The sequence below is a fragment of the Streptomyces gardneri genome (assembly GCF_006539185.1).
GTDB lineage: Bacteria > Actinomycetota > Actinomycetes > Streptomycetales > Streptomycetaceae > Streptomyces > Streptomyces gardneri.
Window position 1 is genome coordinate 1 of sequence record NZ_BJMN01000041.1, and the last position, 23065, is coordinate 23065.

A 23065-nucleotide genomic window follows, 5' to 3' on the forward strand; every position below is an offset into this window, starting at 1 on the left:
CCCCTTCGAGCCGCTTCCGCGCCCGCGCGGAAGCGGCTCGTCGTGCCGAGGGCGGCCATCAGCTCGCCCACCCGGCGGCTGTACGTCCGCGCCGACATGCCGAGCCGGGCCGCCGCCGCCTCGTCCGTGAGCCCCGACAGGAGCGCGTCGAGGACCGGCCGCAACTGCGGCGCGAGATCCCGCGGCGGGGGAGGCGGCGGCGGTACGTACGTCAGCTCCTCGGCCGCCGCCCAGCAGGCGTGGTGCGCCCGGACGAGGGCCTGCACCACCACCGGGTCGCGGATCAGCAGCAGGCCGTTGTACAGCAGCTCCAGGTCGAGCGGGACCGCCGCCACCGTCCGGTCCACGACGATCATCTTGAACGGGATCGCGTCCGCGAACCGGGCCCGGCCGGGAATCCCGAGCCCGCTCTCCAGCCGGGGCAGGGCATGGCGCGGCACGATCCGCCGGACCTCTTCGGCCCGCTCCGCCGCGGCCCGCATGCACGCTCCCGCCAGCTCCAGGAACGGCCCGGGGATCGCACAGCCCGCGGAGGCGACGGGGTCGTCGAAGGTGAGCAGCTCGTGCCGGGCGGAAGCGGCCAGCCCGGCGAGCGCGGCGCTGATGCGCCGCGCGCCCCGGACCGGGCGCCCCGCGGGCCGCTGTCCCTCGGTCGCGGCCCGGTTCATCGCCGAGCGGGCGAGCATCACGGAGCCCGCGCTCTCTGCCACCGCTGACCACCCCCGCCCGATCGATGTCCACTCCATGTACGCACGCGACTGCACACGGTGACAAGCCCTGTTGAAAAGGATGGCGAATCCATGCCACCCTCGTCCGCGCCGGTCGCCGTTGTCACATCGAGATCCATCCGCAACTCATCCGACTGCTCCTTCCGGCGCCTTCGTTCGTCACATTCACAAGTGCCGTACGAAGAGGGGGAGATGACATGAGTCGACAGAACGAGGCGGCGAACGACCGCCGCAGGGCCCGGTTCGGGGCCACGATCGCGGGGCTGCTCGCCGTCGGACTGGCCGTCGGCGGCTGTGGCGCGTCGGGCGAGACCAAGGACGCGTCGCGCGCCGAGGGCGGCCGCACCGCACCGGGCACCTCCGGTGGCGGCGGGGCCACGAAGCCCGGGTACGTCGCCCCCGGAACGGCGACCCCGGGGGCCGACGCGCCCGCGCCCGAGGAGGGCGAGCAGCGCACCAGGCCCCCCGCTCCCGACTACCTCTCCACCTTCGCCCTGGACGTGGACACCGCCTCGTACGGCTACGCCCGCCGCACCCTCGCCGAGGGCCGGCTGCCCGATCCGACGACCGTGCGGCCCGAGGAGTTCGTCAACAGCTTCCGCCCCGACTACCCGCGTCCGACGGACAACGGCTTCGGCGTGAGCCTCGACGGCGCCCGCACCGGCCGGGACGGCTGGTCGCTGGTCCGGGTGGGGCTCGCCACCCGCGGCGCGGACCGGAGCGGTGAACGCCCGCCCGCCGCCCTCACCTTCGTCGTCGACATCTCCGGCTCGATGGACGAGCCCGGCCGCCTCGACCTGGTCAAGGAGTCCCTCGGGCTGCTCGCCGACGAGCTCCGCGACGACGACTCGATCGCCCTCGTCACCTTCAGCGACGAGGCGGAGACCCGGCTGCCCATGACTCGCGTCGGAGAGGCCCGGGGCCGGATCCGCGAGGTCGTGGCGTCCCTGGCGACGACCTCGTCCACCAACGTAGAGGCCGGCGTCCGCACCGGCTACGACGTCGCCGTCGAAGGCCGCCGCGAGGGCGCCACCAACCGGGTCGTGCTGCTCTCCGACGCCCTCGCCAACACCGGCGAGACCGATGCGGACGGGATCCTCCGCCGCATCGACGAGGAGCGCAGGGCCCACGGGATCACGCTCTTCGGCGTCGGGGTGGGCAGCGACTACGGCGACGCGTTCATGGAGAGCCTCGCCGACAAGGGCGACGGCCACACGACATACGTCTCCACCTCCGAGCAGGCCCGGAAGGTCTTCGTCGACCAGCTGCCCGCCCATGTCGAGCTGCGCGCGCGGGACGCCAAGGCGCAGGTCGCCTTCGACCGGCGGACCGTCGAGAGCTTCCGGCTGATCGGCTACGAGAACCGGGAGGTCGCCGACGAGGACTTCCGCGACGACCGGGTGGACGGCGGCGAGGTCGGCGCCGGTCACACCGTCACCGCGCTGTACGCGGTGAAGACCCGCCCGGGTGCGACGGGCCGGGTCGCCACCGCCACGGTCCGCTGGCTCGACCCCGCGACCCGGGCGCCGCACGAGCGCTCCGGCACGGTCGCGATCGAGGCGCTCGGCGCGGGACTGTGGGACGGCGGCCACGACAGCCTCCAACTGACCGCGATCACCGCCTACTTCGCGGACGCGCTGCGCGGGGGCGACTTGCCGGGCGACCCGGGGCTGCGGGTGCTCGGTGAGCGGGCCGAGGCGATCGCCGCCCGTTCGGGATCGGCGGTGGTCCGGGAGCTCGCCGAGTCGATCGAGCAGGCCCTGCGGCTGTTCGGCGCAGCCGCGGAGCTGGGCGAAGGAGGCTCCCGCGAGGGAGAGTTGAGGTCGGGTGACCCGTACAGCTGACGCGCGGGGCGGGTGGCGGGACAGAATGGCCGCATGGCCACCCTGCTGCTCGCCCTCGCCGTCGGTTGCACCGGGCTCTACGCCGGTTTCCTGCTGATCTTCCAGACCGGGATCATGCCCGCTCTCGCCCGCCTGACGGACGCCGAGTTCGTCTCGGCGATGCGCCGGATCAACGAATGCGTGCCCAGGGCCGTGTTCCTGCTCGTCTTCCTCGGCGTCGTCGCGTTCCCCGCCGCCGCCTTCCTCGTCCCCGCCGACGGACGCACGGACACCCAGAAGTGGCTCGTCCTGGCGGGGCTCGTGTGCGCGGCCCTCAACCACCTGGTCACCGTCGTCGGGAACGTCCCGCTGAACGTGGCCCTCGCCGGGTCGGAGCGCCCGGGCGGCGCGGGGGAGGACCCCTCGGCGGTGCGCGCCGCCTTCGAGAAGCGGTGGAACGGATTCCACCTGATCCGCACGGCGCTGATCGTCGTCGCGTTCGGGCTGCTCACCGCCGCCGCTGTCCTCTGAACCGTACCCACCGGCCGGTTTCTGGCGCGAAGTAGCGCTTGAGGACCCCTCCGACATCCGTAAGGCCTCTTCGAAAGCGTACCCCCGAGTCCTGAAACAGTCCTTCGGGGGGTAAAGGTCTAAGCCAGTGACGAAAACCTGACGCCGAAATATCCCCTCAAATGGGGTGAAGCACCCCGATATCACGGGTCAGGTTTCCGTACCCTGCGGTTTCTTATTGACATGCCTACGGGGGTCTTTTCTAATCAACGAGGGTCATCCCGCGCGCAGACACCGCACAGGCACTGAGGGGGCAAGGTGGACGTCCGGATCCTGGGGGGACTGTCGGTACGGGAGAACGGCGTGTCCATCACCCCGACGGCAGCCGCACCGAGGCAGCTGCTCGCCCTGCTCACCGCCAGTGCCGACCAGGTCGTCCCCGTGACGGTCCTGACCGAGGAGCTCTGGCCCTCGGGCGCCCCGCGCGGCGCCCGGGCCGAACTCCAGTCTCACATAGCGGAGTTGCGAAGACTCATCGCGGCCGCGCTGATCTGCGACGACAACCCGGCCGAAAACCGTCCGGGCTGGTCCGACCGGCGCACCGCCGACGCGGTCCTCGTCTCCCAGCCCGGCGGCTACCGCCTCGACACCGGCGGCGGCGTCCACGACGTCTGGCAGTTCGAGCGCGCCGCCGGCGCCGGCTACCGGGCCATGGAGGCGGGCGACCTCACGCGCGCTGCGCTCCGCCTCGGCGAGGCCCTCGCCCTGTGGCGCGGCGAGCCGTACGCCGGCGTCGCGGCCGGCCCCCGGCTCCGGCGCGAGATCGAGCGCCTCGAAGCCTCCCGCCTGAGCGTCCTCGACCAGTGGATCGAGGCCCAGCTCGGCCTCGGCCACCACGCCGAGCTGGTCTCCGAGCTCTCCGGGCTCGTCGCCCGCTACCGCACCAACGAAGCCCTCCACGCCCACTACTTGGTCGCCCTGCTGCGCTGCGGCCACCACGACGAGGCCCTCACCGCCTACGAGCGGCTGCGGGCGGCGCTCGCGGGGGAGAGCGGCACGGAACCCTCCGCGCGCCTGCGCCGGCTCCACCGCTCGGTCCTGACCGTGCGGAACACCGCGGGCCGCTCCGTCTTCGACACCCACGCGCCGGCCTGGGCAGCCACCCGGACGGCCGCGTACGCGCCCGCCCACATACCCGCCCACATACCCGCCCAGTACAGCCCTGTCCGGCCCCGCCCCGTCCCCGTGGGCTCCCTCGTCTGAGGGATCACACGGGTTCCGGGAACGAAGTACGTCAGGTCGCCGTTGTGGACGTGCGGCGGGACGATGTCGACGGACTCCCGAAGCCGGACGGGCTTCGGCGGGCAGGACGGATCCGTCGGCCTCTCGTCGACGTGCCTTACAACGCTCTACTACGGGGGTGGAGACCATGACCTCGCACGGCGCGGACGCGACCGGCGGTGCCGACGCGCTGCTCACGGTCCTCGAACTGCTCGCCGGACAGGCACCGTCCGCACACTTCGAGACGCTCCTCGACGAGGCCCGCCTGGCCGGTCTGTCCGGCGAGGGACTCGAACAGCTGGAGCGGGCCGTGAAGCTCGCCGGCGAGGTCCGCGCCGGACACGAGGACGACGCGCGCCGCGAGGCCGGACTCACCGCCCTCACCGACACCGCGCGCGACCTGACCTTCTCGTACGACCTCGACAGCCTGCTCCGCGTCATCACGCGCCGCACCCGCCGGCTCCTCGGCCTCGACATGGCGTTCGTGACCCTGCGCGGAGCGCACGGCAGCTGCTACGTCCACACCACCGACGGCGCCCGCACCGGACTCGACGGCCCCGGCCGGACGGCCGGACCGCGCCTCGCCCCCGGGTTCAGGATCGCCGAGGGGTACGGACTCGGCGGCGCCGTCCAGCTCCACGGCGAGCCCGTCTGGACCGCCGACTACCTCGCCGACGAGCGCTTCGCCCCCTCGGGCTCGCTCGACGCCGGCGTCCACGCGCCCGCCTTCGACGAGGCCGCCGAGGCCGCCGTCCGCGGCGAGGGACTGCACGCCATCATGGCCGCCCCGCTCCGCAGCGGTGACGCCGTGATCGGCGTGCTCTACGGGGCGGACCGGCGCGTCCGCGACCACACCTCCGAGGAGCTCGGCCTGCTCGCCGCGCTCGCCGACCTCGCCGCGCTCGCCGTCGAGAAGGCCGGACTCCTCGACCGGACCCGCGCCGAGGTCTCCGAACTGGAGCGGGACAGCTCCCGCGTACGGACCAGCCTCACCCGGATGCGGCACGTCAGCGAGGCCCACAGCCGCATCATGAACCTCGTCCTCGCGGGCGGCGACCTGGGAAACGTGGCCAAGGCCGCGGGCGACGCCCTCGACGCGACGGTGCTCATCCGCGACCAGGGCGGCCGCGCCCTCGCCGGCGGCGACATCCCCGGCCTCGACGAGGAGGCCGTCGCCAAGGCCTCGCTCGACGCGCACGCCCGCCGCCGCCCGGTCCCCGCCGACGACGACACCTGGGTCGCACCGGTCATCGCGGGCTCCGAGGACCTCGGCGGTCTGGTGATCCGCGCCGCCAGCGGACTCACCGGCGAGGACGAGCGGCTCCTCGAACTCGCCGCCCAGTCCGTCGCCTTCCTCCTCCTCATGCGGCGCTCCACCGCCGTCGCCGAGGGACCCGTACGCGACGAGCTCATCGCCGACCCGCCGCACGCGCCGCAGCAGATCGCCCAGCGGGCCCGCCGGCTCGGCGTCGACCTGCGCAGACCGCACGTCCTCGTGCTGGCCAGACCGGAGGGCGGCGAGCAGGGCCGGGCCGTCGTGTGGGCGTCCTCGTACGCCTACCGTCTCTCCGGGCTGAAGACCGTGCAGGGCGGCTGCATCGTGCTGCTGCTCCCCGGCATCGACGCCTCCGCCGCCGCCAAGGCCGTCGCCGCCGAACTGTCCCCGCTGCTCGGCCACCCCGTCTCCGTCGCCGCCGCCGGACCCGCCACGAGCCCGGACGGCGTCGGCCGGATGCACCTGGAGGCCGGGCGCTGCCTCGACGCGATGAGCGCCCTCGGCGGCACCGGTTCGGCCGCCTCCGTGAACGACCTGGGCTTCCTCGGCCTGCTGCTCTCCGACGACCACGACGTGGAGGGCTTCGTCGAGGGGGCGATCGGGCCCGTACTCGACTACGACGCCGAGCGGTTCACCGACCTCACGCGCACCCTGGAGGCGTACTTCGCCTCCGGCGGCAGCCCGACCAACGCGGCCGAGGCGCTGCACGTCCACCCCAACACGGTCTCGCGCCGCCTGGAGCGGATCGGCGAACTCCTCGGCCCGGAGTGGCAGAAGCCGGGCCAGGTCCTGGAAGTCCAGCTCGCCCTGCGCCTCCAGCGCACCCGCGAGGTCCTCGCCCGCGGCCGCGCCACCGCCGACCCGACCCGCCCGGCCGCCCCTTAGGGCCTGATCGGCCGGGCGGGTCGACGTGCGGTCAGCTCGCCGAGCGCCTCGACGCGTACCCGGAGTCGTAGGCCGCGTCCCACTCCGACGAGCCCAGGAGCGTCGCCGCGTGGGCCGCCGAGGCCAGCGTGATGTGACGGTGCCAGCCGCGGAACGAGCGGCCCACGAAGTCCCGCAGCCCCGCCCCCTCGCCGACCTCCACGAAGTCCCGCTCCACCCGGCGCGCGAGCTTGGTCAGCCGCAGCAGGGAGCCGACGGGGGAGTGGGTCAGATCGCTGATCCACACCCGGGCCGGGGCCCGTCGCGGGTCGTCCCACTCGCCGAGCAGCACCAGGGGACGCATCCGCTCCCCGCCCGGCGTGGGCAGCGCGACCCGTACGGCCGTGGCGAGCGAGGTCCGCGAGGTCCGCACACCGGCCACCGTGTCCACCCAGCTCACGGGCCTGCGCAGGCCCTTGAGCGACTCCAGGATCTGCACCGCCGAGAGCGGCCCCGCGCCGAAGCCCGGCAGCGCGCGGTCCGCGATCGCCAGCCGGGAGGCCGGACCGATCCGCGCCACGACCGGCACCCCGGCCCCGGCGAGCCGGGTGAGCGCCGCACGGCCCGCGCCACCGCGGATGTCGAGCAGCACCGGCTTGCGGGTGACGTCCGTCCAGCGGGCGGTGTCGAGCGCCGCGGCGACCGCGCACTCCTCCAGCGTCTCCTCGCCGGCCTCCTGGGGAACCTCCGCGCGGTCGCGCCGCGTGCGGTCGTTCACCCACGGGTCCGGCAGGAACAGCCGCCAGTTGACCGGGACGCTCAGCTCGTCGCTCGCGAACCACACCCCGAACGCCTGCTGGCCGTGGAAGACCTGACCGCGCTCCGGATCGAAACGCCGGTCCACGCCCACCGAGTGCTCCCCGGCCTTCGGGATCGGCATCGGCCGGACCACCCAGGCCTGCGGGCAGCTGTTCCGCTCCAGGTACCGGGCGAGAGCGGCCCGCATGGGCTGCCAGTCCCAGGTGGAGCTGGAGACGAAGTGGTGCAGGCTCTGCTCGGCGGCAGGCCCCCCTATCTGCGCGGCGATGTTCCGGATCGACTTGCGGCCCTGCGCGGTGAGCAGGCCGTACAGGTACTGCTCGGCCTTCAGACGCTGGTCACGGCGCGGGAAGCCGGAGAAGAGCGCGGAACACAGCTCGGCGTAGGCCTCCTCGCCCGCACCGGACGCACCGACGGGCGTGGCGACGCTCAGCGGAACCGTCAAGGACGAGACGGCCCCGGTGGTGGCCCTGCGCTTGGTGGATGTACTCACGACACTCCTGCCCGAAGGTTGCGCAGCTCCCTCCCGCTGCTCCACCACCGTCGCCCGTCCCCGCCCCCCGGGACGAGGTGTACCCGGCACCCGAATCGGCCGCCGAATGGTGGCCGGACCACCTCCCCCTACATCACCCCAGGTCACGGCGGCCTCCACGACCCGACCCCAGCCCCCTGGATAGTCCTCCGGAATACCCCGAGGGGGGATCTGACAGACTCACAGGCACCGCTTTGACCCGTCGCAGGGAGTGGCCGGACCATCGCAGAGCGAGGCCGCACGGGCCGGCTACCGGTTAATGCCCCAGGCCGGGAACCGCGCCTGTGCGCCTCGCACTTCGACGTCCGCCGCGCCCCGTACCCGTAGGCTTCGGGGCATGGGAACGCGCGGAGAGCTACGGGTCGTCGGGGCCGTCGCCGCCGGCGGGGCCCTCGGCGCGACCGCCCGCTACGGCGCCTCGCTCGTCTGGCCGACCCCGGTCCACGCCTTCCCCTGGACGACCCTCGCGGTGAACGCGGCGGGCTGCGCGCTGCTGGGCGTCCTCATGGTGCTGCTCACCGAGACCCGCGTCCGCGTGGCTCCCCATCCGCTGCTCCGGCCCTTCCTGGCCACCGGGTTCTGCGGGGGTTTCACCACCTTCTCGACGTACGCGCTCGACATCCAGCGGCTGCTGGCCGCGGGCGACGCCACCCGGGGCCTTCTCTACCTGGGGGCGACCTTGCTCGTCGCCCTCGCCGCCGTATGGTCGGGGGTCGCCGTCACGCGGGCGGTCGTACCGGTCCGGGTGACACCGGCGTGAACTGGCTCCTGGTCGTGGCGGGCGCGGCCGTCGGCGCACCCTTGCGCTATCTCACCGACCGGATCGCGAAGGCCCGCTTCGGACTCGGCCTTCCCTGGGGCACGTTCGCTGTGAACGTCGTCGGCTCGTTCGTGCTCGGCCTGCTCACCGGCGTCTCCTCGGAGCGGCTGCACCTGCTGCTCGGCACCGGTCTGTGCGGCGCCCTCACCACGTACTCCACCTTCTCGTACGAGACGCTGAAGCTGTACGAGGACGGGGCGAAGGGGTACGCGGTGCTGAACGTGGCGGGGAGCCTGGCCGTCGGACTCGGAGCCGTATGGCTGGGAGTCGAGACGGCCAGGCCGTGGTGATCCCTAGGCGGTGATCTTCACGTGGTGGTGCCCTACGCGGTGATCCAGTCGCTGGTCGCGATCACCGGCTGCACGCCGTCACGGTGGATCGTCCCCTCGATCAGGCCGTACATCCGGTCGGCGGCGAAGTACACCTCGTTGTCGTTCTTCAGCCCGAACGGCTCCAGGTCCACGAGGAAGTGGTGCTTGTTCGGGAGGTTGAGCCGGACCTCGTTGACCGTGGACACATGGTCGAGGACCCGGTCGGCCATCGCGTGCAGGGTCTGCTGGAGCGAGTAGCTGTACGTCTCCGCGAACGCCTCCAGCATGTGGCGCCGCACCTTGTCGTACGAGCGGTCCCAGTCGTGCTCCGCGTCCGCCGCAGCCGGGGCCGAGTTCGCCCAGCGGGCGGTCACCTTGGTGGCGAGGATCCGGTCGTACGCCTCCTGGAGCGTCGTGTACCTGTCCTTGATGAAGCCGTGGAACTCGGAGTTCGTCGAGTTCATCACCGTCAGGTCCTTCAGACCCGAGAGGACCTGGAGCCCGGTGGTCTCCGAGTAGGTGATCTGCGCGGTGCGGACCTCCTGGCCCTTGCGCACGAAGGAGTGCTGCTCCTTGCGCGTCGGTACGGAGATCCGCTCCCAGGCGTATTCCTCGATCCGGATCTGCGCCTCGTGGATGACCGGCTGCGAGGTCACGAAGTGCCGGGCGAGGAGGATGCCGAAGGCCTCGGGGGAGTCGACGCCGTGCTCCTTGGCGAAGGCGTAGACCGTGTTCTTGGTGGTGTCGGTGGGCAGGCAGTTGCCGTTGTCACCGGTCAGATGGACGTCGCGGTACTCACCGCGCAGCGCCACCGACACGTTCAGGTCGCGGATCTCGTGCCACGCGCCGTCGTTGCCCTTGCGGGTGACCGTGACGATGCGGTTCTCGGCCTTGCCGTACTGGTTCTGTGCCAGGACGTGCTTGCTCATGTGCTGCTCAGCTCCTGCGGGTACGCGGATACGGATATCCCGTACGCCCGGCGTCCGGCGAACCGTCGTCCCGAAGGTCCGCCCCCCGCCGTCCGGCCCGTGAACGGCGGACCGCCCCGGGACTGACGAGCATCCCGGTCCGTAGGTGGTGTCGGCACGAATGTATGTGCAGTCCCGGTGGCTGGCAATGGCGAGGTGGCCGGCGCCGGCGACCGGTGGCGACCGGTGGCGGCGGGGCGGCGCGCGGGTCAGCGCGTGGGGAACACCTCCGTCTCCGCCACCGTCAGCCCCTTGGTCCACCAGTGGTCGAAGCGCCGGTAGACCAGCGGATCCCGGCCCGCCAGGAACGAGCCGAGCGCCTCGGCCTCCCCGGCCAGCTCCGCCCAGACGCCCGCCGGGAGCGGCCGGAACGCCGAGGCCTCGATCCCGCCGTCGACGGGCCGCCAGACCCCGGCGACGTACCCGTCGACGAGCAGCGTCGGCAGGACGTCGCCGTTCACGCGGATCACCGATTTGCGGTACTCGGGCGGGATGACGCGGCCGCGGTCCGCGTACGCCAGCAGGATGCTGTCCCACATGGCCATCAGCCGGGGCGGGGCGGGCACGTCCCCGTCGGGCCTGGCGGCCCCGGGCACGTCGTACAGGATCGTTCCCTCAGGTCCCTCCAGGACGTCGATGCGGCCGTCGAGCGCCGCCAACGCCTTGCGCACCCGGCCCCGCTGCGTCATCGAGAACTGCGCGATGTCCGCCACCGACGCCGGCCCGAAGCCCTCCAGATAGCGCCGGACGAGCTCCGCGAGGCCCGCGGCGACCGCGTCCGGATCGGTGCGCTCCGGCAGTTCGTCCGCCGTGACGAAGGACTGCGCCGTGCCGTACGACCACGGCGGCCCCGTCGGGGCGTGCCACAGCGGCGCGTACTGCCGGATCAGACGCCAGGCCACGGACTCCACGGGACCGCCGCGGTCCACTTCGAGACGGCTCAGCATCTCGGCGCCGGACCGCGCCCGCTCGGCGTACGCGAGGAGCCCGGGCAGCAGCGCGTCGGCGTCGGCCGGGGTGAACCCGGCCGCCCTGAACCGGTGGTCGCCGAGCCGCGAACCGCGCAGCGTCGGCTCCATGCCCTCCCGGAACGCCCGGTAGTCCTCGACGTGCACCAGGTGCAGCGTGAGCCGCATCAGCGTGGACCGCACCGCCCGGAACCCTTCCACCGCCCCGTCGAGCAGGCTCGGTTCGAAGCCCGCGACACGGTTCCACAGCGCCACGTACGGCGAACCGGGCAGCTGCGCCTGGAGGGCGACGACCCGCCGCAGGGCCTCCTCGACATCGACCGGAGCCCTTTCGAGGAGCAACTGGCGTGCGAGGGTTGAGCGGTTGAGGGAGCGCGCGGTGATCACCATGGGCCGATTCTCGCGCCCGGCCGAGCGGAACACGTAGCGTCCCCCTTCATGGGATCGACCACGACCACGACGACGACCGCGCCCTCGGCACATATACGGACGCCGGAGCCGCCTCCGTCCCGCTCGGCGTCTCCGGCCCCGTCTCCCTCTCCGTTCCGGCTTGGTCGGGGCGCGGCCCTCACCCTGCTCTGCTTCCTCGTCTGCTTCGGCCTCGGGATGCAGTCCTGGACGGCCCTGCGGCTCACGGGCTTCGACCTCGGGATCTTCGACCAGGCCGTGCGCGCGTACGCGCACTTCGAGCTGCCGAGGTCGCCGATCAAGAACGTGCACCACGAGTTCCCGCCCGGCTTCTCGCTGCTGGGCGACCACTTCACGCCGGTGCTCGCGCTCCTCGCGCCCCTGTACTGGGTGTGGGACGACCCGCGGGTCCTCCTCTTCGCCCAGGCCGCGCTGTTCGCGGTCGGGGTGCCGGTGGTCCGGCGCATCGCGCGGCACTGCTTCGCGGGCGCCGACCCGCTGGTCGTGCGCCGGGCCGCCGACCTGGGCGGGCTGGTGTACGCGGTGGGCTGGCCGCTCCTCAACTCCTCCTACAACGGCTTCCACGAGGTGGCCTTCGCGGTGCCGTTCACCCTCCTGATGCTGGAGCGGGGACTCGCCCGCCGGTACGGGGCGGCGGCCTGCTGGGCGCTTCTGCTGTGCGCGACGAAGGAGGACATGGGGCTGGTGGCCGGTGCGTTCGGCCTGGTCCTGGCGGTACGGGCGCACCGCGCGGGTGACCGGACGGGCCGGGCGGCGGGCGTCGCGCTGGCCCTCGTGGGCCCCCTGGTCTCCGCCCTCGCGATCACCTGGTTCCTGCCCGCGATGGGCGGCCCGGAGGGCTACTACTGGTCGTACGGCAGCCTCGGCGCCGACCCGGGTGCGGCGCTGACCCACGTCCTCACGGCCCCGTGGGTGCTGCTCCAGGTCTCCGTCACCCCCTTCGTCAAGGTCGCGATGCTGGCCTGGATCCTGGGCACCCTGGCCCTGCTGCCGCTCGGCTCGCCGACCTTCCTCCTCGCCGTGCCCCTCCTCGCGGAGCGGGTCCTCTCCGACAACCCGAACCACTGGCCGGTGATCAACCACTACGACGCGTTCCTGTGGCCGATCCTCGTCACGGCGTCCCTGGAGACCCTCGCCCGCCTTCACCGGAACCGCCGTACGGCGGCGCGGCGGTGGGCGCTCACCGCGCTCGTCCTCTCCTCGGCGGCGGCCGTCGTCCTCGGCCTCGGGCTCCTCGTCCGCCCGGACTTCTGGACGCCCAGCCCGGACAAGCGCCCGCTCGCCACGGCGGCGGAACAGATCCCGGACGGGGCGACGGTGGAGGCGGACAACACCATCGCCCCCCGCCTGACGGCCCGTACGCACGTGGTCATCGCCGACGCGGTGCCACGGGGCGCGGACTGGGTCCTCCTGCGGGTGGAGAACAGGACGTTCCCCTTCGCCTCGACGGACGACCAGGCGGCGCGGGCCGAACTCCTCCTGGCCCACGGCTACACGGAGGTCTGGCGTCAGGACGGCACGGTCCTGCTCCACCGCACCACGCGGACCCCGATCCCGGGCATGCGCGTCCCGGGCCCGGACAGCACCCCGGTCCGCGAGGCCGTCCCGGAGGACGTGGGCGCGAACCTGCTGCTGCGCTGAGCGGAGCGCGGCGCCGCCGGTTCACCGGCTCCACGCCCCGGTGTCACGCGAGCCTCACCCGGCCCTCACCCGGCCTCGTGACGATCACCGGCATGACCTTCACCTTCCGGGCCACGCGCCCGGCCGCCGGCGGTACCGCCCTCGCCCTCGCCGTCGCCGTCGCGCTCCTCGCCCCGACCTCGCCGGCGTACGCCGCCGCCAACGCCGTACCGACGTACGAGGTGAAGATCAACCTCACCGCGGCGGCGCTCGACTCGGCCCACGCCCCGAGCGCGGCGGTCAAGTCGGCCTTCGGGATCACCGGTTCGGCCAAGGCTCGTTCGTACAGCTACTACGACACGGACGGCCTGGCCCTCGACGCCGCCGGGTGGAGCGTCCGCCTCCGACACAAGAGCGGGTCCTCGTTCGAGGAGACGTACAAGAAGCGGTTCCCCGTCACCGGCGGGGACATCGACGCCGCCCTCACCGCGGCCAACGCCGCCGGTTTCGACAGCGGCGACACCAACTACGAGGCCGAGATCGACTGGGGCTACGCCAAGCAGACCCTCAGCTTCAGCACCGAGAAGAGCCACAGCGCGAGCGGCTACTCGGGCACGGCGATGCCGACGAGCACGACCGGCCGCACCTGGCTCGTCAACGACATCCCCGGCAAGCTGGAGGACTGGGGCAGCGCCGACTGGGGCAAGAACACGCTCCAGGCCTCCCGCGCCCACGGCCCGGTGACCGCGAAGGTGTACGGCGGCGCCTGGGGCCCCTCGGACGACGCGAGCATCGAGGTGCTGCCGGTCGTCGGAGCGGGCGGCACGGGTACGGAGTACGTCGTCGAGCTGTCGTTCAAGACCGACTCGTACGCCGACGCGGCCGAGCTGCACGAGGACGCCATCGCGCTCGCGGAGACGAACGGCTGGCTCCACCACGGCGACATCCTCAAGACGCAGCTGATCCTCGACCGCTACTGATCACCCCCCGGCCGCAGGAGACGCGCGTTCACCCAGGGCTCACCGGTACGTCGTGAGCGCGTGGCCGGGCGTTGCGCGCGGAACCGCACGATGGGCCCGCGCTCACCCGCCCGTACGTGTCCAAGGAGTTCAGATTGAATCCGCGTCTCCTGCGCCGGCCCGCCGCCGTGGTGCTTCCCGTCTCCGCCGCACTCGCGCTCTCGGTGGTGGTGGGGACGGCCGACGCGACCCCGGCGCACCACGGCTCCACCGCGCGGGTCGTCTCCACCTCGACCCTGCCCGACATCCCGCTCGCCGCGTTCAGCAACAAGCTGCTGCCCGGCAGCGTCGGCGACGACCGGGGCGTCGACCTCGGCGGAATCGGCAGTGACCTGTACCCGGCGGAACGGCCCGGCGAGTACTGGACGGTCACCGACCGCGGCCCCAACGGCCAGATAGCCGTCGGCAAGGACAAGCGCCGGACGTTCCCGGTGCCCGGCTTCGACCCGGCCATCGTGAAGATCCGCGCGGTCGGCGGCCGCGTCCAGGTCCTGAAGTCCCTCCCCCTCACCACGGCGTCCGGCGCCCCCGTGACCGGCCTGCCCAACCAGGCCGGCCGCGACGAGGCCCCGTACACGTACGACGCCTCCACCCCGCTCGCGTACGACCCGAACGGCCTGGACACCGAGGGCATCGTGCGGGACCGGGACGGCAGCTTCTGGCTCGTGGACGAGTACGGCCCCTCGCTCGTGCACGTCTCCGCGAAGGGCCGGGTCCTCGCCCGCCACGTCCCCGAGGGCCTCGGCCTCACCGGCGCCGACTACCCGGTGATCGAGTCACTCCCGTCGATCTTCCTCCAGCGCAAGATCAACCGCGGCTTCGAGGGCCTCGCGCTGCTCCCCGGCGGCGATCTGGTCATGGCCCTGCAGAGCCCGCTGCTCAACCCCGACAAGGCCACCGGCGAGAACTCCCGCACCACACGCCTGCTGCGCTTCTCCCCCCGCCAGAACCGCGTCACCGCCGAGTACGCGTACCGCTTCGACCCGGTCGAGGTCGTCGAGCCCGGCCAGACCAAGACCTCCGAGCTCAAGATCTCCGCCCTGGTCGCGCTGGGCGGCGACCGCCTCCTCGTCCAGGAGCGCACGGACAAGGCCTCCCGCGTGTACGAGGTCCGCCTCCGCCGCGGCTCCGACATCCTCGGCACCACCTGGGACACCCCGGCGACCCCCACCCTGGAGCAGCTCGACGACGAGGCCGCGAAGACCGCCCCGGTCCTCGCCAAGCGCCTGGTCCTCGACCTGAACACCGTCGAAGGCGTCCCCGGCAAGATCGAGGGCATCGCCCTGGAAGGCCGCTCGACCCTCGTCCTGCTCAACGACAACGACTTCGGGATGACGGACGGCCCCGCCGCCTTCGACGCGGCCGGCCGCCTGGTCGACAGCGGCGTGGAGACGACCCTCGTCCGCGTGCGCCTGCCCCGACCCGTCCGCTGACGGCACCGTCACGCTCCACCGCCACACCTCCGCCCGACCCCCTGTACGGCGGCCCGCCGGGTGACCGGTGAGGGATCGGATCGTTGCCCGGTCGTCGACGACGACATGTGGAGGTGTGCGGTGAGCGGACGACGGACGAGCACGACCGGGGGCGGGCTGATCCTGGGCGACATCGGAGACGTACGGAGGGCGGCCGAAGCGCTGGGCGAAGGCGCCGCCGTGGCGCACGGCTTCGGCAACTTCTACGCGCTGACGGCCCGCGCCGACCGGGAGGTCGTCGAGCGCGTCAACCGGATGAAGGGCCGCCCGGCCGGTCAGGTCGGCAGTGTCACGACCGTCCGCGAGCACGTGGGATCCGTCTTCGACTGGACCCGGCTGCCGTCCGAGCTTCCGCGCCGGCAGGTCGAGGACCTCGTGGAGGAGCTGTTCGTGCTCGGGCCGTTCGGCTTCCGGGGGCCCGCCTCGGCCCGTATCCCTCCCCATCTGTCGGCCGTCCAGGACGGCGTGACCACCGTGCAGCTGATCGGCCCCGGCTACCGCTGCCCGTCCAACGCCTTCCTCGCCGAGGCCCTCGACCGCACCGGCGCCGGATTCCTCTCCATCACCTCGGTGAACCGTTCCCGCCATCGGACCGGGGCGGAGCACGAACCGGCCCACTGGCGCGCCGAGGGCGTGAGCACGGACTTCGGCCACGAGCCGGACGTCCGGATCCTCGCCCATGACGACGAGGCCGCCGCCCGCCGCCGCCACCCGCACCACGGGGCGATGTCGACGACGGTGCTGTCCTTCCACCGCACCGCCGGCTTCGGCCGCTCGGGCCTGCCCGCGCTGACCCTCGAACGGCACGGTTCGCTCTCGGTCGACCACACCCGCGCCGTTGCCGCGAACCACGGATTTGCCCTCACGGTCCCCCCGCAGGCCGAACGCAGGCTGCCCGCCCGCACGTACGCCGACTGAACGCGGGCACGTACGCCGACCGACGCCGAGGCCGCCCTTCCCCGGGGCCGGGTGGGCGCCCTTGGGGCGGAGCTACTCCGGCAGAGGGCGGTCGTCGATGACGTGCTTCATGACGAGGGTGGAGGTCAGGCGCTGGACCCCGGGCAGCCGGGCGAGCTGCCGGTCGTACAGCTCCTGGAAGGCGGCCAGGTCGGCGGTCGCGACCCGCAGGAGGTAGTCGGGCTCGCCGAACAGGCGCTGGGCCTGCAGCACGTGCGGGACGGCGGAGACGGCCTCTTCGAAGGCGGTGACCGTGTCGGCGTCCTCCCAGCGCAGGGTCGCGAAGACGAGAGCCTCGAAGTTCAGGCCGACGGCGGCCGGATCGACGACGGCGCGGTAGCCGCGGATGGCGCCTTCGCGCTCGAGGTCGCGCAGTCGGCGATGGCAGGGCGAGACGCTGAGCTGCACCCGGGCGGCCAGCTCGGTGATCGTCAGGCGGCCGTCGAGCTGCAGCTCGGTAAGAATCTTCCGGTCCATGGCGTCCATGGAGAAGATTCTCCCTCACATCGCGCGATCATGGGGTAAAGACGCAAACACCTTCGGGCCCATCCGACCTAGCCTTCCCTCCGTAAGAAGAGAGTGCGAGAGGGAACCATCGATGGACACGACGACACTGGCGGCCTTCCTGGCCGTGGACCTGCTGCTGGTGTTCACCCCGGGCGCGGACTGGGCCTACGCGATCTCCGCCGGACTGCGGGGGCGCTCGGTCGTCCCGGCCGTGACCGGGCTGATCGTCGGGCACGCGGCCTACGCGCTCGTGGCCGTCGCGGGCCTGGCGGTGCTCGTGGCGAGCTCCCCGGCCGTACTCACCGCACTGACCATGGTGGGCGCCGGCTACCTGCTGTGGCTGGGCTGGGGCGTCCTGCGGCAGCCGGCCGTGCCGACGGCGGCGGGAGGAGGCGCGGAGGTCTCCCGCCTCCAGGCCATGCTCAAGGGGGCGGGGATCAGCGGCCTGAACCCGAAGGCGCTGCTGCTGTACTTCTCGCTGTTCCCGCAGTTCATCGACTCCGCGACGGGCTGGCCCGTCGCCGCGCAGACCGGGCTGCTCAGCACGATGCACCTGACCGCCTGCGCCGTCGTCTACCTCTCCGTCGGCGTCCTGGCCCGCACGGTACTGAGCACCCGGCCCTCGGCCGCCCGGGCCGTCACCCGGATCAGCGGTGCCATGATGATCGCCATCGGCGCCTTCCTGCTGGTGGAACGTCTGGCCGGCTGAGGGACCCGTCCCGCTCCACCCGACACGGCCCGAAGGAGAGCGCGCGTGGAAGACCGTACGCAGCAGGAACAGGCGAGCCCCGCGGTGCGCAAGCGCGTACGGGACAGCTTCGACCTGCAGGGCCTGATGTCCCACCTCGGCGCACGGATCACCCACATCGGACCGGGCCGCGTCCACATCGCGCTCCCGGCCCGCCCCGAGGTGACCCAGCAGCGCGGCTACGTCCACGCCGGCGCCACCAGCGCCATCGCGGACAGCGCCGGCGGCTACGCGGCGCTCACGCTGTTCGACGAGGAATCCGATGTCCTCACCGTCGAGTACAAGATCAACCTCCTCGCGCCCGCCGCGGGCGACCACCTCGAAGCGATCGGCACCGTCCTCAAGTCCGGTCGCACTCTGACCGTCTGCGGGCTGGAGGTCCACGGAGTCCAGGCCGACGGCACCCGGAAGCTCGTCGCCAACGGCCAGCAGACCCTGATCCGCGTCGACAGGCCCACCGCGTGAACCCCGAGGCGTCCACCCCGGCCCTGCCGTCCTGGCTGACGTGGTGGCAGCGCCCCTTCCCCGACGCCAACACCCTCCTGCTGCACGGCCGGCAACCGGCCCTGGTCGACACCGGCTTCGTCGGCCACGCCGACGAGACCGCCGCCTGGGCCCACGCACACGCCGGACACGTCGACCTGGTCGTCAACACCCACTGGCACTCCGACCACGTCGGCGGCAACGCCCTCCTCCAGGCCCGGGGCGCCGCCATCGCCGCCGGAACCCCGGAGGCCGAGGCGATCACCCGCCGGGACCCCGGCTGCTGCGCGGCCGAGTACCTCGACCAGCCCGTCGCCCCGTACGAGGTCGACATACCGCTCGACGACGGACGCATCCTCCGCCTCGGGGACGCCGACTGGGAGGTCGTCCACACCCCCGGCCACACCCCCGGACACCTGGCCCTGTGGCAGCCGGAGGAACGGCTCCTCGTCGTCGGGGACGCGCTGTCCGACTACGACGTCGGCTGGGTCGCGCTCGCGCTCGACGGCCCCGACGCGGCCACCACCGCCCTCGCCTCCCTCCAGCGGATGGCCGACCTAGCCCCCCGCGTGATCCTCCCCTCCCACGGCCCGATCCCCGCCGACCCCCCGGCCGCGTTCGCCGCGGCCCTGCGCCGCGCCCAACGCCTCGTCGACGACCCGGCCGGAGCGGTCTGGTACGGCGCCCGCAGGATCCTCGCCTTCGCCCTGATGATCCGCGACGGGATCCCGGCCGACGAGATCGAGCCGTACCTCCACGCCCGCGCCTGGCTGAACGACGCCGCCCACCAACTCGACATCCCCCCGGAGACCCTCGCGACCGAACTGGTCACGACCATGCTCCGCAGCGGCGCAGTACTCCTCCGAAACGGCCGCATCCACGCCACCGCCGCCCACACCCCCGTGCCGCCCGAGACGTTGAGCACCCCCTACCCCCGAACCTGGCCGGCGCCCGCACCACACTGACCACCCCCGAACAGCAAAAAGACCCTCCCGAAGGAGGGTCTCGCGCTGTGCGCCCCCGGCAGGACTCGAACCTGCGGCCAAGTGCTTAGAAGGCACCTGCTCTATCCACTGAGCTACGGGGGCCGGGTGGTGGCCGTGTGGCCTGGAGGCCCTGGTGGGTGGGGTGTGGCCTGCCGGGACAAGGATAGGGCTCCGATCGCCTTGGCCCGGGTGCTTCACCTGCGTGGCACGATGTGGAGGTTCGGTGAAGCGGAACGATAATCGCAGGCAGGTGCGATTCGCGCAGCGGTTTTCACGCCACTCGGGGCGGGTGTTGTGCACTCGTTATGCCTGCGGTCCCGGTCGCCCTTCCCTTCTCTCGGCGCGCAGGGCGCCTATACGCTTCAAAAACACTCATAAATTGGGCATTCTTCGCATGTGGTGACCTTGGACGAACGGCCTCAGCTGATCGACGCACTCTCCGCCCTGCGCGACCGTGTCGCCGCCGTGCGTCTCCCACTCCCTCTCCCGGGCGCATCACGCGCCCGGCAGACCCGGGCCGAGCTCCTCGCTCAGCTCGACGACTATCTGGTGCCCCGCCTGAAGGATCCCGACGCTCCCCTCCTCGCCGTCGTCGGCGGCTCCACCGGGGCCGGGAAGTCCACGCTCGTCAACTCCCTTGTGGGGCGGCGCGTCAGCGAGTCGGGGGTGCTCAGACCCACCACCCGCACCCCTGTCCTCGTCTGCCACCCCGAGGACCACCACTGGTTCGCCGGGATGCGTGTCCTTCCGCAGCTCACCCGCGTCTGGCTGCCCCAGGCCGACGAGGAGCACCCCGTCGAGGAACCGCCCGAGGAGAACGCCCTGCGGGTCGAGACCGCCGCCTCCCTGCCGCGCGGGCTCGCCCTGCTCGACGCGCCCGACATCGACTCCCTCGTCGTCGAGAACCGTCTCCTCGCCGCCGAGTTGATCTGCGCCGCCGACATCTGGGTGATGGTCACCACCGCCTCGCGGTACGCCGACGCCGTCCCCTGGCACCTCCTCCGTACCGCGAAGGAGTACGACGCCACCCTCGTCACCGTCCTCGACCGCGTCCCGCACCAGGTCATCGGCGAGGTCTCCCGCCAGTACGAGGCCCTCCTCGACAAGGCCGGCCTCGGCGACGTGCCCCGCTTCACCATCCCCGAACTGCCCGAGTCCACCGACGGAGGCAGCGGCCTCCTGCCCGACAGCGCCGTCGCCCCGCTGCGCGGCTGGCTCGCCCACCGTGCCGAGGACCCCGCCGCCCGCCAGCAGGCCCTCCACCGGACCGCCACCGGGGTCATCGACTCCCTCGACAGCCGACTCCCCGAACTGGCCGGCGCCGTCGCCGCCCAGTACGCCTCCGCCGTCCGCCTCGGCGGCGCCGTCGAGACCGCCTACCGCGAGCAGGCCAAGCGCGTGCGGCAACAGCTGGGTCGTGGTGCCGTCCTCGCCGGCGACGCCCGCACCCGCTGGCGCGGCTACCCCCGCGACAGCACCGCCGACGAACTCCTCGACGCCCTCGCCGAGTCCCTCGCCGCACTCCTGCACTGCGCGGTGGCCGCCGCGGAGGAGCGCGTACGCGACGCCTGGCAGCGCGACCCCGCCGCCGACGCCCTCGGCCCGCCGCGGACCGGCGGCGACCGGGAGGCGGGGGAGCGGACCGGCGTGGAGGTGCGCCGCTGGCGCCGCGTCCTCGAAGAGCTGGCCGAGGAGGAGGTACGGAACGTCGAGCGGCCCTCCGGCTCCCGCTCCTCCCGCGCCTCCCGCACCGCCGTCCCCGAGGCCGACACCGTCGCCGCCCTCCTCGCCGCCTCCCTCCTCGGCGGCCGGCGCACCCGGGCCGCGGGCGACCGCCTCGCCGAACTCCTCGGCGCCCAGGCCGCCCTGCGCCTGCGCGACAAGGGCGGCGAGCTGGTCCTCTCGTACGTCGACCGCGTCCTGCACGCCGAGCGCGACCGGCGCCTCGCCCCCCTCGACGGACTCGACGTGACCCCCGAGCCGCAGGCGGAGCTCATCGCCGCGCTCTCCGTACTGCAGAAGGAGAAGTGACGTGGTGGATGTGGACGACGAGCGAGGCCGTGGGCGTGACCGTGGTCGGGGCCGTGACGGAGAGGGTGGGGGCCGGCACGGCGGCCCTGTGCCCGGGGCAGCCGGGAGTTGGGACGACGGGCTGATCGCCCGGCGCGCGAGCGACAGGGCCGCCGTCGCGACCGGGGACGAGGGGCGACACGCGCCCGAGGAGGACATGCTCCCCGCCCTCGGCGGGAACTACGGCGGCCCTCTCCGCACCCGCCTCGACGCCCTCCACGAGCTCGTCGGGCTCTCCCGCACCCGGGTCGAGAGCGAGGCCCTCGCCGAGGCCGGGCGCGTCCTCGACGAGGCCGCCGCCCGTCAGCGGCTCTCCTCCCGGCACACCGTGATCGCCCTCGCCGGCGCCACCGGCAGCGGCAAGTCCACGCTCTTCAACGCCCTCGCCGGCGTCCCCGTCTCCGAGACCGGTCTGCGCCGCCCCACCACCTCCGCGCCCATCGCGCTCTGCTGGTCCGAGGGCGCCGCCGGCCTCCTCGACCGGCTCGCCGTCCCCAGCCGGCTCCGCCGCCGCCCCCTCGCGGGCGGCGCGGCCGATGCCGACCTCCAGGGCCTCGTCCTCGTCGACCTCCCCGACCACGACTCGGCCGTGACCGCCCACCGCGACCAGGTCGACCGGGTCCTCGGCCTCGTCGACGCCGTCATCTGGGTCGTCGACCCCGAGAAGTACGCCGACGCCGCCCTCCACGAGCGCTACCTGCGCCCCCTCGCCGGACACGCCGAGGTCACCTTCGTCGTCCTCAACCAGATCGACCGGCTCGGCGCCGAGGCCGCCGACCTCGTCCTCGACGACCTGCGCCGCCTCCTCGACGAGGACGGAGTGGCCCTCGGCGAGCACGGCGAACCCGGCGCCACCGTCCTCGCCGTCTCCGCGCTCAGCGGCGAGGGCATCCCCGAACTGCGCGAACTCATCGGCTGCTTCGTCCAGGACCGGACCGCGCCCGAGCGCCGCCTCGCCGCCGACATCGACGCCGCCGCCCTCCGGCTGCGCCCCGCCTACCTCGCCGACGGCCGCGCCGGCCTCGACGAGCGCGCCCGGGGGGACTTCACGGACCGGCTCGCCCTTGCCGTCGGCGCCCAGGCCGCCGGGGAGGCCGCCGAGCGGGTCTGGCGCCGGGGTGCCATCCGCGCCTGCGGCACGCCCTGGCTGCGGCTCTACCGCTGGTACGAGCGACTGCGCGCCCACGGCTCCACCGACCCGCGCCTCGACTCGCCCGCCGAGGACGAACTGACGGCGCGCCAGCGCGTCGAGCAGGCGGTACGGATCGTCGCCGACGAGGCCTCGCGCGGACTCCCCACCCCTTGGGCGCAGGCCGTCAGGGAAGCTGCGGCGCGCGGGGCCGAGGGGCTCCCGGAGGCCCTCGACGAGCTGATGGCCGGCCTGGGCGACCCGGCCGCCCGGCCGCCCAGGCCCGCCTGGTGGCCCGCCGCCGTCCTCGCGCAGGCCGTGATGACGCTTCTGCAGATCTTCGGCGCCCTGTGGCTGGTGGGCCAGATCGTCGGCGTCGTGGAGCCCGGTCTCCTTCCGCCGGTCCTCGTGATGCTCGGCGGGATCGTCGGCGGGCCGCTCGTCGAATGGGCCTGCGAGGGAGCGGTGAAGGGCCCCGCCCGGCGGTACGGCCAGGAGGCCGAGCGTCGGCTGAGGGAGGCCGCCGCGGCCTGCGGCCGGGCCCGGGTGCTCGACCCGGTGGCGGCGGAGCTGATGCGCTACCGGGAGGTGCGCGAGCAGTACGCGACGGTGGTCGGTACCCGTCCCTCGGCGCGGGTGGTCGGGGGGATCCGGTCCGGCGCCTCGTCGCGGCTGGGGGCGACGAGGGCGGGCGTGCGGGGGAGGTAGCCCCGAGGCCCTTCCTTCCCTCCTGTTCCCCCTTCCG

At 73.3% G+C, this 23065-nt stretch carries 20 protein-coding genes and 1 tRNA gene; 15 read left to right on the forward strand and 6 right to left on the reverse strand.

Annotated features, from left to right (window positions below; genetic code table 11):
- Window positions 1-710, reverse strand: a 710-nt coding sequence (locus tag SGA01_RS28890; RefSeq protein WP_141299949.1) for a helix-turn-helix domain-containing protein, incomplete at its 3' end; no start/stop codon positions are given.
- A 215-nt stretch (window positions 711-925) separates the two neighbouring features.
- On the opposite strand from SGA01_RS28890, the gene SGA01_RS28895 reads away from it, so the two are divergent.
- The 4 genes from SGA01_RS28895 to SGA01_RS28910 all read left to right on the forward strand — a co-directional run bounded on the left by SGA01_RS28895 (window position 926) and on the right by SGA01_RS28910 (window position 6503).
- A complete protein-coding gene (locus SGA01_RS28895; RefSeq protein ID WP_141299952.1) occupies window positions 926-2572 on the forward strand; it encodes a vWA domain-containing protein in 1647 nt (548 codons plus the stop codon).
- 33 nt (window positions 2573-2605) lie between these two features.
- Window positions 2606-3082 carry an anthrone oxygenase family protein gene (locus SGA01_RS28900; protein WP_141299954.1) on the forward strand — a complete coding sequence of 159 codons (477 nt, stop codon included), beginning with the start codon at window positions 2606-2608 and terminating at the stop codon, window positions 3080-3082.
- 297 nt (window positions 3083-3379) lie between these two features.
- Complete coding sequence (locus SGA01_RS28905; RefSeq protein ID WP_141299956.1) at window positions 3380-4324, forward strand: AfsR/SARP family transcriptional regulator; 945 nt, start codon at window positions 3380-3382, stop codon at window positions 4322-4324.
- A gap of 166 nt (window positions 4325-4490) precedes the next feature.
- Window positions 4491-6503, forward strand: coding sequence for a helix-turn-helix domain-containing protein (locus SGA01_RS28910; protein ID WP_141299958.1), 2013 nt, complete (start codon window positions 4491-4493; stop codon window positions 6501-6503).
- A gap of 31 nt (window positions 6504-6534) precedes the next feature.
- Here SGA01_RS28910 and SGA01_RS28915 read toward each other — a convergent pair whose 3' ends face one another.
- On the reverse strand, window positions 6535-7734 hold the full coding sequence (locus SGA01_RS28915) for an IS701 family transposase (RefSeq protein WP_435841377.1): 1200 nt from the start codon (window positions 7732-7734) through the stop codon (window positions 6535-6537).
- Window positions 7735-8170: 436 nt separating this feature from the next.
- On the opposite strand from SGA01_RS28915, the gene crcB (SGA01_RS28920) reads away from it, so the two are divergent.
- Both crcB (SGA01_RS28920) and crcB (SGA01_RS28925) read left to right on the forward strand, forming a co-directional pair.
- The gene (crcB, locus tag SGA01_RS28920; RefSeq protein ID WP_141299962.1) at window positions 8171-8593 is read left to right on the forward strand and encodes a fluoride efflux transporter CrcB; all 423 of its coding nucleotides are present in this window, start codon (window positions 8171-8173) and stop codon (window positions 8591-8593) included.
- Entirely contained in the window at window positions 8590-8943 is a 354-nt protein-coding gene (crcB, locus tag SGA01_RS28925) for a fluoride efflux transporter CrcB (protein WP_141299964.1), read from the forward strand. Before crcB (SGA01_RS28920) ends, crcB (SGA01_RS28925) begins: the two co-directional genes overlap by 4 nt.
- 32 nt (window positions 8944-8975) lie before the next feature.
- Here crcB (SGA01_RS28925) and pucL read toward each other — a convergent pair whose 3' ends face one another.
- Window positions 8976-9893: a factor-independent urate hydroxylase gene (gene pucL / locus SGA01_RS28930; protein ID WP_141299965.1), complete on the reverse strand. Its 918-nt coding sequence runs from the start codon at window positions 9891-9893 to the stop codon at window positions 8976-8978.
- 248 nt (window positions 9894-10141) lie between these two features.
- Complete coding sequence (locus SGA01_RS28935; protein WP_141299967.1) at window positions 10142-11290, reverse strand: winged helix DNA-binding domain-containing protein; 1149 nt, start codon at window positions 11288-11290, stop codon at window positions 10142-10144.
- A gap of 216 nt (window positions 11291-11506) precedes the next feature.
- On the opposite strand from SGA01_RS28935, the gene SGA01_RS28940 reads away from it, so the two are divergent.
- The 4 genes from SGA01_RS28940 to SGA01_RS28955 all read left to right on the forward strand — a co-directional run bounded on the left by SGA01_RS28940 (window position 11507) and on the right by SGA01_RS28955 (window position 16358).
- A complete protein-coding gene (locus SGA01_RS28940; protein ID WP_268257667.1) occupies window positions 11507-12970 on the forward strand; it encodes a DUF2079 domain-containing protein in 1464 nt (487 codons plus the stop codon).
- A 92-nt stretch (window positions 12971-13062) separates the two neighbouring features.
- Complete coding sequence (locus tag SGA01_RS28945; protein WP_141299971.1) at window positions 13063-13929, forward strand: hypothetical protein; 867 nt, start codon at window positions 13063-13065, stop codon at window positions 13927-13929.
- A gap of 134 nt (window positions 13930-14063) precedes the next feature.
- Complete coding sequence (locus tag SGA01_RS28950; protein WP_141299973.1) at window positions 14064-15401, forward strand: esterase-like activity of phytase family protein; 1338 nt, start codon at window positions 14064-14066, stop codon at window positions 15399-15401.
- Between the two features lie 120 nt (window positions 15402-15521).
- The gene (locus SGA01_RS28955) at window positions 15522-16358 is read left to right on the forward strand and encodes a hypothetical protein (protein ID WP_229917515.1); all 837 of its coding nucleotides are present in this window, start codon (window positions 15522-15524) and stop codon (window positions 16356-16358) included.
- Between the two features lie 72 nt (window positions 16359-16430).
- Here SGA01_RS28955 and SGA01_RS28960 read toward each other — a convergent pair whose 3' ends face one another.
- Entirely contained in the window at window positions 16431-16883 is a 453-nt protein-coding gene (locus tag SGA01_RS28960) for an Lrp/AsnC family transcriptional regulator (RefSeq protein ID WP_141299975.1), read from the reverse strand.
- Window positions 16884-16995: 112 nt separating this feature from the next.
- Here SGA01_RS28960 and SGA01_RS28965 point away from each other — a divergent pair, with 112 nt between their 5' ends.
- Genes SGA01_RS28965 through SGA01_RS28975 form a run of 3 tightly spaced genes read left to right on the forward strand, consistent with a single transcriptional unit; the run spans window position 16996 to window position 19100 of the window.
- Window positions 16996-17613, forward strand: a complete 618-nt coding sequence (locus tag SGA01_RS28965) for a LysE family translocator (RefSeq protein ID WP_141299977.1) — start codon at window positions 16996-16998, stop codon at window positions 17611-17613.
- 45 nt (window positions 17614-17658) lie between these two features.
- A complete protein-coding gene (locus SGA01_RS28970; protein WP_141299979.1) occupies window positions 17659-18117 on the forward strand; it encodes a PaaI family thioesterase in 459 nt (152 codons plus the stop codon).
- On the forward strand, window positions 18114-19100 hold the full coding sequence (locus SGA01_RS28975; RefSeq protein ID WP_141299981.1) for an MBL fold metallo-hydrolase: 987 nt from the start codon (window positions 18114-18116) through the stop codon (window positions 19098-19100). Before SGA01_RS28970 ends, SGA01_RS28975 begins: the two co-directional genes overlap by 4 nt.
- Before the next feature lie 50 nt (window positions 19101-19150).
- Here the strand turns inward: SGA01_RS28975 and SGA01_RS28980 are convergent.
- Window positions 19151-19223 (reverse strand) — tRNA-Arg (locus tag SGA01_RS28980).
- A gap of 303 nt (window positions 19224-19526) precedes the next feature.
- On the opposite strand from SGA01_RS28980, the gene SGA01_RS28985 reads away from it, so the two are divergent.
- Window positions 19527-21152 (forward strand): dynamin family protein, encoded by a 1626-nt coding sequence (locus tag SGA01_RS28985; RefSeq protein ID WP_141299983.1) that lies wholly within the window; start codon window positions 19527-19529, stop codon window positions 21150-21152.
- A 196-nt stretch (window positions 21153-21348) separates the two neighbouring features.
- The gene (locus SGA01_RS28990; RefSeq protein WP_371866200.1) at window positions 21349-23028 is read left to right on the forward strand and encodes a GTPase; all 1680 of its coding nucleotides are present in this window, start codon (window positions 21349-21351) and stop codon (window positions 23026-23028) included.
- Window positions 23029-23065: the final 37 nt, after the last annotated feature.